The sequence below is a fragment of the Micromonospora haikouensis genome (assembly GCF_000876225.1).
GTDB classification, from domain to species: domain Bacteria; phylum Actinomycetota; class Actinomycetes; order Mycobacteriales; family Micromonosporaceae; genus Micromonospora; species Micromonospora haikouensis.
Map to the genome: position 1 here is coordinate 621,114 of NZ_JXSX01000002.1, position 13,036 is coordinate 634,149.

Below are 13,036 nucleotides of genomic sequence, written 5' to 3' on the forward strand. Positions count from 1 at the left end.
ATGCACGGTCGCGCGACCACGGATGCGTCGAGAAGTCACGGTTCGTGGTCGTCGATTCCTGCGCGGGGGCCGAATCCGGTACGGTGCGGCAGCCCGGCGGATCGGTACATCAGGGGTGTCCCGATTTCCTGCGGTAACCGGCGGTCGGTGGTTGCGACCGCCGGCGGTGTCACCCCCCATGCGTGCGTGAAACCCACGACGGAACAGGTTAGAAAGAGGAGGCCCCTCGGAATGAGAGTCTCGAAGCGGGCGAGTGGCGCGATCGCGCTGGGCGCGGCTTTCGCGCTCGTCGCGTCCGGCTGCTCCAGCAGCGACGGAGAGGGTGGCGACGCCACCAGCGCGGACGGCGCGATCACGGTCGACGGCACCGAGCCGGAGAACCCGCTGGTTCCGTCGAACACCACCGAGACCGGTGGCGGCAAGATCATCGACTGGATGTGGACCGGTCTGGTCGAGTACCCCAACAACGGTGGTGCCCCGCAGAACGCCCTGGCCGAGTCGATCGAGACGACCGACTCCAAGGTCTACAAGATCAAGATCAAGCAGGACACGAAGTTCCACGACGGCACCGTCGTCAAGGCCAAGAACTTCGTGGACGCCTGGAACTGGGGCGCCTACTCGCCGAACGGCGCGCAGAACTCCAGCTTCTTCGCCGACATCGAGGGCTTCGCCGACGTCAACACGGCGGACCCGGACGGCCCCGAGGGCCCGCAGAAGGCCCCGGAGCCGAAGGCCAAGGAGATGTCCGGCCTCAAGGTCGTCGACGACTGGAACTTCGAGGTCACGCTCTCCGCGCCGACCGCCGTGTTCCCGACCAAGCTCGGCTACAGCACCTTCATGCCGCTGCCGGACGCCTTCTTCTCCGGCAGCGCCGAGGAGTTCGGCAAGAAGCCGATCGGCAACGGGCCGGTCAAGTTCGTGTCCTGGGAGAACAACGTCCAGATCAAGCTGACGCGGTTCGACGACTACCAGCTGCGCGACAAGATGAAGATCAAGGACGTCACCGTCAAGATGTACCAGGACGACACGGCCGCCTACAGCGACCTGGTCTCCGGGAACCTCGACTTCATGCAGCAGGTGCCGGTCTCCGCCCTCGCGGGCGACAAGTGGAAGTCGGACCTGACCGACCGCGCGATCTCGTCGACCACCCCGTCGACCGGCATCATCGCCTTCCCGATCTACGACAAGCGCTTCCAGAACCCGAAGCTGCGTCGCGCCATCTCCCTGTCGATCAACCGGCAGGAGATCACCGACAAGATCTTCTTCGGTAACCGGAAGCCGGCCGACAGCTGGGCCAACCCGCTGACCCCGGGCGCGGCGCCGGGCAACTGCACCGCGTGCCAGTTCAACGTGGACGAGGCCAAGAAGCTGCTCGCCGAGGCCGGCGGCTTCTCGGGCGAGCTGGTCATGTACTACAACGCCGACGCCAGCCACAAGGAGTGGATGGAGGCCGTCGCGCAGCAGGTCAAGACCAACCTCGGCATCAACGCCCGCGCCGAGGGCGTGCCGACCTTCGCGGTGTTCCGTCAGAACATCAACGCCCACAAGATGAAGGGCGCCTACCGCGCCGGCTGGCAGCAGGACTACCCGGACGTGGAGAACTGGGTCAACCCGCTCTACGTGACCGGTGGCTCCTCCAACGACGGTCTGTACAGCAACAAGCAGGTCGACGCCCTGGCCAAGGAGGCCAGCTCCGCGCCGAGCCTCGACGCCTCGCACGCCAAGTTCGCCGAGGCCGTCAAGCTCATCGACCAGGACGTTCCGTCGATGCCGATCTACTTCGGTGGCCAGCAGTCCGGCCACTCGGAGAAGGTCAAGAAGATGGAGCTGAGCAACGTCGGCGAACTCGACATCACCTCGGTCGAGCTCTGATCCGTTCGGTCTGACCCCGGGTCGGGCTCACCTACCGGTGGGTCCGACCCGGGGCCGTTCCGCGAGGAGTGCACAACACTCCCCGCCACGTTGACGTCACCCCGTGTCGGCGGTCGTCCGACGCGCCCCCTGTCAGGAGGACCCCCCATGGGCCGTTATCTGTTGAGACGGCTACTGCAACTCGTCCCGGTCTTCATCGGTACGACGTTCCTGATCTACTGGCTCGTCTGGTCCGTGCCGGGCGACCCGTTCGCCGGCAAGTGCGGCGACCGCCGGTGCCCGGACTCGTACATCAACTTCATGACCGAGAAGTACCAGCTCGACCAGTCGATCTGGGTGCAGTACGCCACCTACATGAAGAACCTGTTCCAGGGGGACTTCGGCGTCACGTACAACAACCGCGCCGTCGGCGACATCATCGCCACCGCGTACCCGAACACCCTGAAGCTCGCCGTGGTGGCCCTGGCGATCGAGGCGATCATCGGCCTGAGCGCCGGTGTCCTGACCGGTCTGCGGCGCAACGGCTTCCTCGACAACCTGGTCCTCGTCTCGACGCTCTTCCTGATCGCGCTGCCGGTCTTCGTCGTCGGCTTCGTCCTCCAGTGGCTGCTCGGCGTGAAGTGGGGCATCGTCCACCCGACGGTCTCCAGCGAGATGCGGCTGTCCGAGCTGCTCCTGCCGGGCTTCGTGCTAGGCAGCGCCTCCATGGCGTACGTCGCCCGGGTGGCCCGCACCAGCATCGCGGAGAACCGCCGCGCCGACTACGTCCGCACCGCCATCGCCAAGGGCCTGCCGATGCGGCGCGTCGTCGGCGTGCACCTGCTGCGCAACTCGCTGATCCCGGTCGTCACCCTGCTCGGCACCGACCTCGGCGCGCTCATGGGCGGCGCCATCGTCACCGAGGGCATCTTCGGCATCAACGGCATCGGCCGCGCCGTGCTCCGGGCGATCGTCACGAAGGAGAGCGCTACCGTTGTCTCCATCGTGGTGGTCCTGGTGCTCGTCTACCTCCTGATGAACCTGCTGGTGGACCTGCTCTACGCCGCTCTCGACCCGAGGATCCGCTATGAGTGAGCAGCGTCGCGAACGAGTCAAGAACGCAGCGTGCCGGGGCCACCGTCCCGGCACCGAGCGCAGCGAGGTGGCGGCATGAGTGACCCCAGCACCGCATCGATCGTCTCGACCCCGCCGGCGACCATGCCCACCGAGGCTGGCTCCGGCGCGCCCGTCGACGCCGGCCTGCCCGAGAACGCCCGCAAGGAGAAGCCGCGCGGCCTGCTCGGCGACGCCTGGCGCGACCTGCGCCGCAAGCCGCTGTTCTGGGTCTCCGCGGCCCTCATCGTGATCTTCGTGCTGATGGCGGCCTTCCCGTCGCTGTTCAGCTCCGGCGACCCGGTCAACGGCGCCCTGGCCAACAGCCAGGTCAAGCCGTCCGCCGACGCCTGGTTCGGCTACGACGTGCAGGGCCGCGACGTGTACGCCCGGACGATCTACGGCGCGCGCGCCTCGATCGTGGTGGCCCTGATCTCCACCATCGGCACGCTGCTGATCGGCGGCGCGATCGGCATGATCGCCGGCTACGCCGGCGGCTGGGTCGACGCCCTGCTGTCCCGCTTCGCCGACATCTTCTTCGGCCTGCCGTTCGTGCTGGGCGCGATCGTCATCCTGACCACCTTCAACGGCGCCGAGTCGAGCAACGGTGAGTGGCAGATCATGGGACTGGTCATCATGTCCCTGGTCGTGCTGAGCTGGCCGGTCGTGATGCGGCTGATGCGCTCCTCGGTGCTGGCCACCAAGGAGGCCGACTACATCGTCGCGGCCCGGGCGCTGGGCGCCGGCCACGGCCGGATCATCCTCAAGCACCTGCTGCCGAACTGCCTCGCCCCGCTGCTGGTCTACGGCACGATCATGGTCGGGTCGTTCATCGGTGCGGAGGCCACGCTGTCGTTCCTGGGCATCGGCCTGAAGACCCCGGTGGTCTCCTGGGGCATCATGATCAGTGAGGCGCAGAACTACATCCGGGTCTCGCCCTTCCTGCTCTTCTTCCCCTCCGCGTTCCTCGTCACCGCCGTGCTCAGCTTCGTGATGCTCGGTGAGGCGGTCCGCGAGGCCCTCGATCCGAAACTGCGCTAGGGGAGATTGAGTTGTCCGACATTCTCGTGTCCGAGCAGTCCAAGCCGGGTGCCGCCGGATCCGGCCGCCCCTCGGGTCGCCTCCTGGAGGTCGAGGACCTGCGGGTCGAGTTCCGCACCCGCGACGGCGTCGCCAAGGTCATCAACGGCGTCACCTACCACGTCGACGCGGGGGAGACCCTCGCCGTGCTCGGCGAGTCCGGCTCCGGCAAGAGCGTCACGGCGCAGACCATCATGGGCATCCTCGACACGCCGCCCGGCTTCGTCACCGGCGGCCAGGTGCGCTTCCACGGCAAGGACATGCTCACCATGTCCGCCGAGGAGCGCCGCCGCATCCGCGGCGAGGGCATCGCGATGATCTTCCAGGACGCGCTCTCCGCCCTGAACCCCGTCTTCACCGTCGGGTTCCAGATCGCCGAGCAGTTCCGCATCCGGCGCGGCCTCAGCCGCGCCGACGCCAAGAAGCGCGCGATCGAGATGCTCGACCAGGTCAAGATCCCGAACGCCAAGGGCCGGTTCAGCAACTACCCGCACCAGTTCTCCGGCGGCATGCGGCAGCGCGCGATGATCGCGATGTCGCTGGCGCTCGACCCGGAGGTGCTGATCGCCGACGAGCCCACCACCGCGCTCGACGTGACCGTGCAGGCCCAGATCATGGACCTGCTCGCCGAGCTCCAGCGCGAGCGGCAGATGGGCATGATCCTGATCACCCACGACCTCGGCGTGGTCGCCGACGTCGCGGACCGGATCGCGGTCATGTACGCGGGCCGGATCGTCGAGGAAGCCAACGTCTACGACCTGTACGCCAAGCCGGCGCACCCGTACACGATGGGCCTGATCGACTCGATCCCGCGGATGGACGAGCGGGGCCAGCAGCTCCGCACCATCAAGGGCCTGCCGCCGAACCTGATGAACATCCCGCCGGGCTGCCCGTTCAACCCGCGCTGCCCCATGGCGCAGCCGGTCTGCCGGGAGAAGCTGCCACCGTTGCTGCAGATCGGCACCGACCGGGCGAGCGCCTGCCACTTCGCTGAGGATCTGGTGAACCGTGACTGAGAACATCCTCGAAGTCCGTGACCTGGTCAAGCACTACCCCGTCACCCGCGGCGTGGTGTTCAAGAAGACCATCGGGCACGTCAAGGCCGTCGACGGGGTGTCGCTGGAGCTCAAGGCCGGCGAGACGCTCGGCGTGGTCGGCGAGTCCGGCTGCGGCAAGTCCACGCTGGCCCGGGTGCTGATGAACCTGGAGCGGCCGACCGCCGGCAGCGTCAACTACAAGGGCCAGGACATTTCCAAGCTCTCCGGCGGCGCGCTGCGCCGGTTGCGCCGCCAGATCCAGCTGGTCATGCAGGACCCGTACACCTCGCTGAACCCGCGGATGACGGTCGGCGACCTGATCGGCGAGCCGTTCGAGATCCACCCCGAGGTGTCCCCGAAGGGCAGCCGGCGGGACAAGGTCAAGGAACTGCTCGACCTCGTCGGCCTGAACCCGGAGCACATCAACCGGTACCCGCACCAGTTCTCCGGCGGCCAGCGGCAGCGCATCGGCATCGCCCGGGCCCTGGCACTGCGGCCGGAGATCATCATCTGCGACGAGCCGGTGTCGGCCCTGGACGTTTCCATCCAGGCCCAGGTGATGAACCTGCTGGAGAAGCTCCAGGCCGAGTTCGGCCTGTCGTACGTCTTCATCGCCCACGACCTGTCGGTGGTCCGGCACCTGTCGGACCGGGTCGCGGTCATGTACCTCGGCAAGATCGTCGAGATCGGCACCGAGGACGAGATCTACGAGCGCCCCACCCACCCGTACACGCAGGCGCTGCTGTCGGCGGTGCCGGTGCCGGACCCGACGCTGCGCGACCAGAAGGCGATCATCCGGCTCACCGGAGATGTGCCGTCGCCGGTCAGCCCGCCCTCGGGCTGCCGGTTCCGCACCCGGTGCTGGAAGGCGCAGGACGTCTGCGCCGAGCAGGTCCCGCTGCTGGAGATCCGCTCCGGCTCGGACCACCCGAGCGCCTGCCACTTCGCGGAGAAGCGCGAGATCGTCGCCAGCCACGAGGCGTGAGCCTCCCCGGCTGACCGACCGAGTCCCGCCTGACCTGCCGAAGCTCGACCGGCCTGCGACATCCGACCGCCTGCCGGCGTCCCCAGGACGCCGGCAGGCGGTTCTCCGCCTGGGCCCGCCTGCGCCCCTACAGCGGGCCGCGGCCGGCGCGGAGCAGCAGCAGGGCCAGCTGGGTGCCGTCAGCCCCGAGGACCTGCCGGAACCGCTCCAGGATCTCCCGCTCCCGCGACAGCACCAGCCGGGTGCCCCCGGAGGCCATCCGGGTCGCGCCCACCTCCTGCGACAGGGCGGCCCGTTCCTGCCACAGGGCGATCAGCGTGCGGTCGATCTCGTCGATCCGCTCCCGGATGGCGACGATCCGCTCCGCCGCCACCGAGTCGTCGGTGCCGGTCCGGGTCGACCCGGCAGCCGACGGCGCCGCCTCGCCCCGCCCGCCGCCCGTGTTGCCCGCCTTGCCGGCGGAAGCCGGGCCGCCGCTGCCGCCACCCACGTTGCCGGCCTTGCCGGCGGCACCCGCGTTGCCGCTGCCGGCGGCACCCGCGCCCGCGTTCCCGTTGGCGGGCAGGCCAGCGCCCGCGTTCGCGCCGCCGACAGCGCCCGCGTTCCCGCTGCCCGTGCCACCGTTGCCGGCGTTGGCCTGGACGCCGCCGCTCTGGTCACCCTGCGACCGCGACCGCGCCAAGCTGCCGTTCTGCTCCATCACGTCTGTCATCATCGCCGTACCCCTCGGACGTCGGGCCCGGTGCCCGGATCCCGGGACGGAAAAGCCCCGGGCTCTCCAGAGCCCGGGGCTTTCGTAGGTCTGATCTGATCAGGCGCGACCCACGGCTGCCGGACTCCCGGAGCCGTAGTAAAAGTAGAAGCGCTGACCGAACACGTCGTCGAGTATGCCGACCTCCCGGCCACCTGCGCAAGCACTGCCGCCCACTCCCCGGGCGGGAGGTGTGAGAAGGGGCCCCTTCTCGACCGTGTGCGTCGACAAGGGGCCCCTCCTTACCAGCTCAGCCGAGGCGGGTGATGCGGTTCGCCGGACCCGGGGCGACCGGGTCGCCCGCGCCCACGTACGCCACCAGCGCGTCGACGTCGAAGCCGGGAGCGGTGGTGCGGCCGGTGCCGCCCTTCAGCTCGGTGAAGCCGTCGCCGCCGTTGGCCAGGAAGTCGTTCGTGGTGACCTTGTAGCTGGCCGCCGGGTCGATCGGGGTCCCGTTCAGCGCCAGGGCGCTCACCCGGGAGCCCGCCGGAGCGGTGCTGTCGTACGAGTAGGTCAGCCCGGCCGAGACCTGCAGGATCCGCTGGGCGGTCTGCCCGTTGAAGCCCACGAACTGCTGCTCCAGCACGTTCTTGAGCTGCGCCCCGGTGAAGGTCTGGGTGACCACGAGGTTGTTGAACGGCTGCACGGCGAACGCCTCGCCGTAGGTCACCTCGCCCGGCGCCTCGCCGCCGGCCGACGCCCCGTACGACATGGAGGCCCGCACGCCGCCCGGGTTCATGAGCGCGATCTGCGCCCCGTTGCTCTTCGTGTACGCGAGCTGCGCGTCGGCGATCACGTCGCCGAGCGGGCTCTCGCCGTTGGGCAGGGCGTCGCGGACGATGTCGGCGCTGATCTTGCCGACCACCTTGTTGGCGATCGGGGCGACCGCCGTGCGGTACTTGTCGGCCAGCGCCTTCGCGCCCGCGTCCACCAGGTCGGGGTTGCGGGCGTACACGCCGGGGCTGGTCTGCTGCCAGGTGCCGTCGGCGTTGCGGACGCCGTTCTCGACGATGACGTTGCGGGCCGAGATCCCGGTGAACCGGCCGGTGCGCCGGTTGAGGGAGTAGTCGACGTCGGTGATCAGCTGGCCGTTGTTGCCGGCGCTGGTGACCACGCTGGGCTGGCCGGACGAGTTCGGCAGCGAGCACGAGTAGAACCGGTGGGTATGGCCGGAGACGACCAGGCCGAACTCGGGCCGCAGGCCCTTGACGATGTCGACGATCGGGCCGGAGAAGTTGGCGCAGTCGGAGACGCCGGGGGTGCTCGGCGGCGGGGACTGCGCGCCGCCCTCGTGCACCAGCAGCACCATCGCCTTGACGCCGAACAGCTTGAGCAGGCCGCCCCACTTGTTGGCGGTCTCCACCTCGTCCTTGAACGTGACGCTGGTGATGCCGGCCGGGTTGACGATGCCGGGGGTGCCCTCCAGGGTGACCCCGACGAAGCCGACGGGCACGCCGCCGACGAACTTGACGTCGACCGGGGGCAGGATCGGCAGCTTGGTCTTCTTGCTGATGGTGTTGGCGGCGAGGTAGGTGAACTTCGCGCCGGCGAAGCCGTCGCCGTCCTGGCAGCCGTCGACCGGGTGGCAGCCGCCCTTGTTGAGCCGGATCAGCTCGTCGACGCCCTCGTCGAACTCGTGGTTGCCGACGGAGCTGATCTCCAGGCCGATCTCGTCCATCAGCTCGATGGTCGGCTCGTCGTGGAACGCGGCGCTGACCAGCGGCGTCGCGCCGATCCGGTCGCCCGCGCCGACGGTGGTGGTGACCCGCCCCTCGGCCTTGGCCTCGGCGCGCAGCTTCTTGAGCCAGGTGGCGAGGTATTCCACGCCGCCGGCCGGGGTGCCGTTGACCACGGCGCCGCTGCCCGCCGGCGGGTCGATCGCGCCGTGGAAGTCGTTGTAGCTGAGGAAGTTGCCCTTGACCTCGCCGCCGGTGGGCTTGGCGTAGGAGACCGAGACCGGGGCGAGGGCCGCCCAGGGGTCGGCGGCCGGGGCCGGCGCGGGCCGCGTGGCGGCCGGCAGCGTGGCGACGACAGCCAGTGCGAGGGCCGGCGCGGCGAGGTGACGCAGCACCGCCCGACCGCGCGAGCGCGGTTGACTCATGGTTTTTCTCCCAAAATCGTGTACGGGGGAGGAAGTGGGGGTTCACCAGCCATCGTTGTGGATCGGGGACGGCCGCGCCAGAGCCGGACGGGTGACGGGTTGGTCTCTTCCTGGTGTCCCCCGGTCTCCCCGCTCGCCCTGACCGGTCGCGTCGGGGGCCGCGCTGTCGGGAAGTGTCCGGCCGGCGGCATAGACTCGCCGTGCGATGCAGCCTCTCTTCGACATCCCCGCGTCCCCGTCCGAGCCCGAGCCCGCGCCGGCCCCGCCGCGCCGGTCCGGCCCGGCCGTCCGCCTCGACCCGCAGGCCCTGGTGGAGGGCCTGAACGGCCCGCAGCGCGACGCCGTCGTGCACGCCGGCTCGCCGCTGCTGATCGTGGCCGGCGCCGGCTCCGGCAAGACCCGGGTGCTCACCCACCGGATCGCCTACCTGCTGGCGGCCCGGGACGTCCACCCCGGCGAGATCATCGCGATCACCTTCACCAACAAGGCCGCCGGCGAGATGAAGGAGCGGGTGACCCAGCTCGTCGGCCCGCGTGCCCGGCTGATGTGGGTGTCGACGTTCCACTCGGCGTGCGTGCGCATCCTGCGGGCCGAGCACGAGCACGCCGGCCTGAAGTCGAGCTTCTCGATCTACGACGCCGACGACTCCCGCCGCCTGATGCAGCTCGTCGCCCGCGAGCTGGACCTGGACCCGAAGCGCTACCCGGCGCGGGGGCTGGCCGCCCAGGTGTCCAACCTGAAGAACGAGCTGGTCGACCCGGAGGAGTTCGCCGGCCGGGCCAAGGGGCCCAACGAGCGGGCCCTCGCCGAGGCGTACACGCTCTACCAGCGGCGGCTGCGCGAGGCGCACGCGCTGGACTTCGACGACCTGATCATGACGACGGTGCACCTGTTCCAGTCCCACCCGCACGTCGCGGAGGGCTACCGCCGCCGGTTCCGGCACGTGCTGGTCGACGAATACCAGGACACCAACCACGCGCAGTACACGTTGATCAAGGAGCTGGTCTCCGGCACCGAGGGCATCGAGCCGGCGGAGCTGTGCGTGGTCGGCGACGCCGACCAGTCGATCTACGCGTTCCGGGGCGCGACGATCCGCAACATCCTGGAGTTCGAGCGGGACTTCACCGACGCCCGGACGATCCTGCTGGAGCAGAACTACCGCTCCACCCAGACCATCCTCAACGCCGCCAACGCGGTGATCGACCGCAACACCTCCCGCAAGCCCAAGCGCCTGTGGAGCGACGCCGGGGCCGGCGAGCAGATCGTCGGGTACGTGGCCGACACCGAGCACGCCGAGGCCGACTGGGTGGGCCGGGAGGTCGACCGGCTGGTCGACGACGACGAGGCCCGCCCCGGCGACGTGGCGGTGTTCTACCGCACCAACGCCCAGTCCCGGGTGTTCGAGGAGGTGTTCATCCGGATCGGCCTGCCCTACAAGGTGGTCGGCGGGGTGCGCTTCTACGAGCGCAAGGAGGTCCGCGACGCTTTGGCTTACCTGCGGGCGGTGGTCAACGACGACGACACGGTCAGCCTGCGCCGCATCCTCAACACCCCCCGCCGGGGCATCGGCGAGCGCGCGGAGGCGTGCGTGGAGGCCCTGTCCAGCCGGGACCGCATCTCCTTCGGGGCGGCCCTGCGCCGGGCGGGCGACGCGCCGGGCATCTCCACCCGGGCGGCCAACGGCATCGGCGACTTCGTGGCGCTGCTCGACGGGGCCCGGGAGCTGGCCGAGACCGGCACCCCGGAGGAGGTGCTGGAGGCGCTGCTGACCCGCTCGGGCTACCTGACCGAGCTGGAGGAGAGCCTCGACCCGCAGGACGCCGGCCGCGTCGACAACCTCCAGGAGCTGGTGAGCGTCGCCCGGGAGTACACGGAGCGGGTCGAGGCGCTGGGGGAGGAGGGGGAGCGGGCCACCCTCGCCGGCTTCCTGGAGCAGGTGGCGCTGGTCGCCGACGCCGACCAGATCCCCTCCGACGACCCCGACCACCAGGGCGTGGTAACCCTGATGACCCTGCACACCGCCAAGGGGCTGGAGTTCCCGGTGGTGTTCCTGACCGGGCTGGAGGACGGCGTCTTCCCCCACCTGCGCGCGCTGGGCGACACCCGGGAGCTGGAGGAGGAGCGGCGGCTGGCGTACGTGGGGATCACCCGCGCCCGGCAGCGCCTCTACCTGTCCCGGGCGGTGACCCGCTCGGCGTGGGGGCAGCCGGCCTACAACCCGCCGTCGCGGTTCCTGGAGGAGCTGCCGCCGGAGCTGGTCCGCTGGGAGCGCACCGAGGGGACGTACACCTCGTGGGGCGGCGGTGGCGGCGGCGTCGGCGGGCGCGCGGACCGCACGCCGCGCGGCGGCGGCTTCACCGGGGGCACCCCGAAGGCCGCGCAACTCGCCAAGCGGCTGGGTGTCGACGGCAGCCGGCTGGCCACGGCCAGCGAGCTGCCCCAGGGCCCCAAGGTCGCGGCCGGGGACCGGGTCAACCACCAGCGGTACGGCCTGGGCCGGGTGCTCGCCGTGGAGGGGCACGGCCCGGGGGCGCGGGCGCAGATCGACTTCGGTGACCAGACGATGTGGCTGGTGTTGCGGCACGCCCCGATCGACAAGCTTTGAGCCGGCCGACGACATGGACGAGACGCTCACCCGGATCAACGAGGGCGTGCAGTTGCACCACCAGCAGGGCCGGCGCGAGGCGGCCCGCGACCTGTTCGCCCAGGTCTGGGAGGAGATCGGCGGGGAGCGGGGTGATCCGCTGCACGTGTGCGTCCTCGCGCACTCGATGGCCGACGTGCAGGACGACGTCCACGAGGAGCTGCTCTGGGACCAGCGGGCCCTGGCGGCGGCCGACCTGCTCACCGACGGCCGGGTGGCGCAGGCCGGGGTGCCGATGTCGGTGGCCGCTCTCTATCCGTCGCTGCACCTCAACCTCGGTGAGTGCTACCGCAGGCTCGGCGACCTCGACCGGGCCCGCGAGTGCCTCCGGCAGGCGCGGGCGGGCATCGACGCGCTCGGCGACGACGCGTACGGGCAGCTGATCCGGAGCGGCCTGGACAGGCTGGCGCAGCAGTTGGGCTGAAGGGTGGGCGCCGGCCGCCGGTGGTTTCCTCGGCGGCCGGCGCGTCGCCGGGCGGTCAGCAGGCCACGTCGATGCCCCGGGCACGCAGGAACGGCGCGGGGTCGATCTGGTTCCACATCTGGCCCTGGTGCACCTCGAAGTGCAGGTGCGGGCCGGTGGAGTCGCCGGTGGAGCCTTCGTAGCCGATGACCTGGCCCGCCTTGACCTTGTCGCCGACGCCGACGGCGGTGCGGCTCTGGTGGGCGTAGTGGGTCAGGTAGCCGTTGCCGTGGTCGACGAAGACGGAGATTCCGTAGCCGTCGCCGACGTCGCCGGCCTTCACGACCGTGCCTGCGGCGGCGGCGTGGATCGGGGTGCCGGCGGGCATGGCGAAGTCGATGCCGGCGTGCAGGGCACCCCCGCGCGGGCCGTAGCAGGAGGTGATCGTCGCCCCCGCCATCGGGATGACCCAGGCGGGTGCGGGCTTGCTGGTCTTCTTCGGCGTGGGCTTCGGGGTCGGCTTGGGCTTGGGCTTCGGCTTGGCGGTGGCCTTCGTCGCCGTCGGGCTGGGGCTGGCGCTCGACGGGCTCGGCGAGACGGCGCTGGGGCTGGCGGCGGGGCTGGCCGACTCACGGGCGGCGCGGTCGGCGCGGGCGGCGGCCTCGGCGCGGGCCGGGGAGTCGACCGCCACGGTGGCGGGGGCCGGGTCGTCGTCGCTGGCGGTGGTGGCGACGGCGGCACCGGCGAGACCGAGCCCGAGCAGGGCGACCGCGCCGACGACCAGGGCCCGGGTGCCGGGCCGGGGGCGCATCCGGTGGCGGGCCGGCGCGTCGGGGGTGCTGCTGTTGCGGATGTTCTCTTCGTGCACGGCGGACCTACACCTTCGAGGGGACGTGGACCTCGAAATACTGGTGTTCGTGCTGGTGAGGAGGCGGGTGGGGGACGGGGGAACCGGCGTGGGCGCAGGAGGGCGGTGTCCGCCGCGTCCCGGGGTCGACCCGCTCGTCCCGATAATTGATCATCAGTGATGTGTGGCTGGTCACATCAGGGGCTGTGACGCAGCAGACATTC

10 protein-coding genes are annotated in these 13,036 nt (G+C 70.5%); 7 read left to right on the forward strand and 3 right to left on the reverse strand.

The genetic code is table 11. The features are described 5' to 3' along the window. Positions 1-231: 231 nt before the first annotated feature. From TK50_RS19420 to TK50_RS19440, 5 genes are all read left to right on the forward strand, one after another. Entirely contained in the window at positions 232-1,872 is a 1,641-nt protein-coding gene (locus TK50_RS19420) for a peptide ABC transporter substrate-binding protein (RefSeq protein ID WP_043965682.1), read from the forward strand. 147 nt (positions 1,873-2,019) lie between these two features. Then, the gene (locus TK50_RS19425; protein WP_043965684.1) at positions 2,020-2,946 is read left to right on the forward strand and encodes an ABC transporter permease; all 927 of its coding nucleotides are present in this window, start codon (positions 2,020-2,022) and stop codon (positions 2,944-2,946) included. A 75-nt stretch (positions 2,947-3,021) separates the two neighbouring features. Continuing rightward, on the forward strand, positions 3,022-4,005 hold the full coding sequence (locus TK50_RS19430) for an ABC transporter permease (protein WP_043965686.1): 984 nt from the start codon (positions 3,022-3,024) through the stop codon (positions 4,003-4,005). Positions 4,006-4,031: 26 nt separating this feature from the next. After that, positions 4,032-5,060: an ABC transporter ATP-binding protein gene (locus tag TK50_RS19435; RefSeq protein ID WP_043965688.1), complete on the forward strand. Its 1,029-nt coding sequence runs from the start codon at positions 4,032-4,034 to the stop codon at positions 5,058-5,060. Further along, entirely contained in the window at positions 5,053-6,066 is a 1,014-nt protein-coding gene (locus tag TK50_RS19440; protein ID WP_043965690.1) for an ABC transporter ATP-binding protein, read from the forward strand. Before TK50_RS19435 ends, TK50_RS19440 begins: the two co-directional genes overlap by 8 nt. A 127-nt stretch (positions 6,067-6,193) precedes the next feature. Here TK50_RS19440 and TK50_RS19445 read toward each other — a convergent pair whose 3' ends face one another. Both TK50_RS19445 and TK50_RS19450 read right to left on the reverse strand, forming a co-directional pair. After that, on the reverse strand, positions 6,194-6,556 hold the full coding sequence (locus tag TK50_RS19445) for a chorismate mutase (protein ID WP_043966542.1): 363 nt from the start codon (positions 6,554-6,556) through the stop codon (positions 6,194-6,196). Positions 6,557-7,067: 511 nt separating this feature from the next. Continuing rightward, on the reverse strand, positions 7,068-8,918 hold the full coding sequence (locus TK50_RS19450; RefSeq protein WP_043965692.1) for a bifunctional metallophosphatase/5'-nucleotidase: 1,851 nt from the start codon (positions 8,916-8,918) through the stop codon (positions 7,068-7,070). A 205-nt stretch (positions 8,919-9,123) separates the two neighbouring features. Between TK50_RS19450 and pcrA the strand changes: the two genes are divergently transcribed. Beyond that, the gene (gene pcrA, locus TK50_RS19455) at positions 9,124-11,523 is read left to right on the forward strand and encodes a DNA helicase PcrA (protein ID WP_043965694.1); all 2,400 of its coding nucleotides are present in this window, start codon (positions 9,124-9,126) and stop codon (positions 11,521-11,523) included. A gap of 13 nt (positions 11,524-11,536) precedes the next feature. Next, positions 11,537-11,986, forward strand: coding sequence for a tetratricopeptide repeat protein (locus TK50_RS19460; RefSeq protein WP_043965696.1), 450 nt, complete (start codon positions 11,537-11,539; stop codon positions 11,984-11,986). 55 nt (positions 11,987-12,041) lie between these two features. On the opposite strand, the gene TK50_RS19465 is transcribed toward TK50_RS19460, so the two are convergent. Further along, positions 12,042-12,776: a M23 family metallopeptidase gene (locus tag TK50_RS19465; RefSeq protein ID WP_043966543.1), complete on the reverse strand. Its 735-nt coding sequence runs from the start codon at positions 12,774-12,776 to the stop codon at positions 12,042-12,044. Positions 12,777-13,036 lie beyond the last annotated feature (260 nt).

Coding starts and splice junctions, on each gene's coding strand:
- TK50_RS19450 (WP_043965692.1), bottom strand. CDS start 8,918: ATGAGTCAACCGCGCTCGCGCGGTCGGGCGGTGCTGCGTCACCTCGCC.
- TK50_RS19425 (WP_043965684.1), top strand. CDS start 2,020: ATGGGCCGTTATCTGTTGAGACGGCTACTGCAACTCGTCCCGGTCTTC.
- TK50_RS19465 (WP_043966543.1), bottom strand. CDS start 12,776: ATGCGCCCCCGGCCCGGCACCCGGGCCCTGGTCGTCGGCGCGGTCGCC.
- TK50_RS19430 (WP_043965686.1), top strand. CDS start 3,022: ATGAGTGACCCCAGCACCGCATCGATCGTCTCGACCCCGCCGGCGACC.
- pcrA (WP_043965694.1), top strand. CDS start 9,124: ATGCAGCCTCTCTTCGACATCCCCGCGTCCCCGTCCGAGCCCGAGCCC.
- TK50_RS19460 (WP_043965696.1), top strand. CDS start 11,537: ATGGACGAGACGCTCACCCGGATCAACGAGGGCGTGCAGTTGCACCAC.
- TK50_RS19420 (WP_043965682.1), top strand. CDS start 232: ATGAGAGTCTCGAAGCGGGCGAGTGGCGCGATCGCGCTGGGCGCGGCT.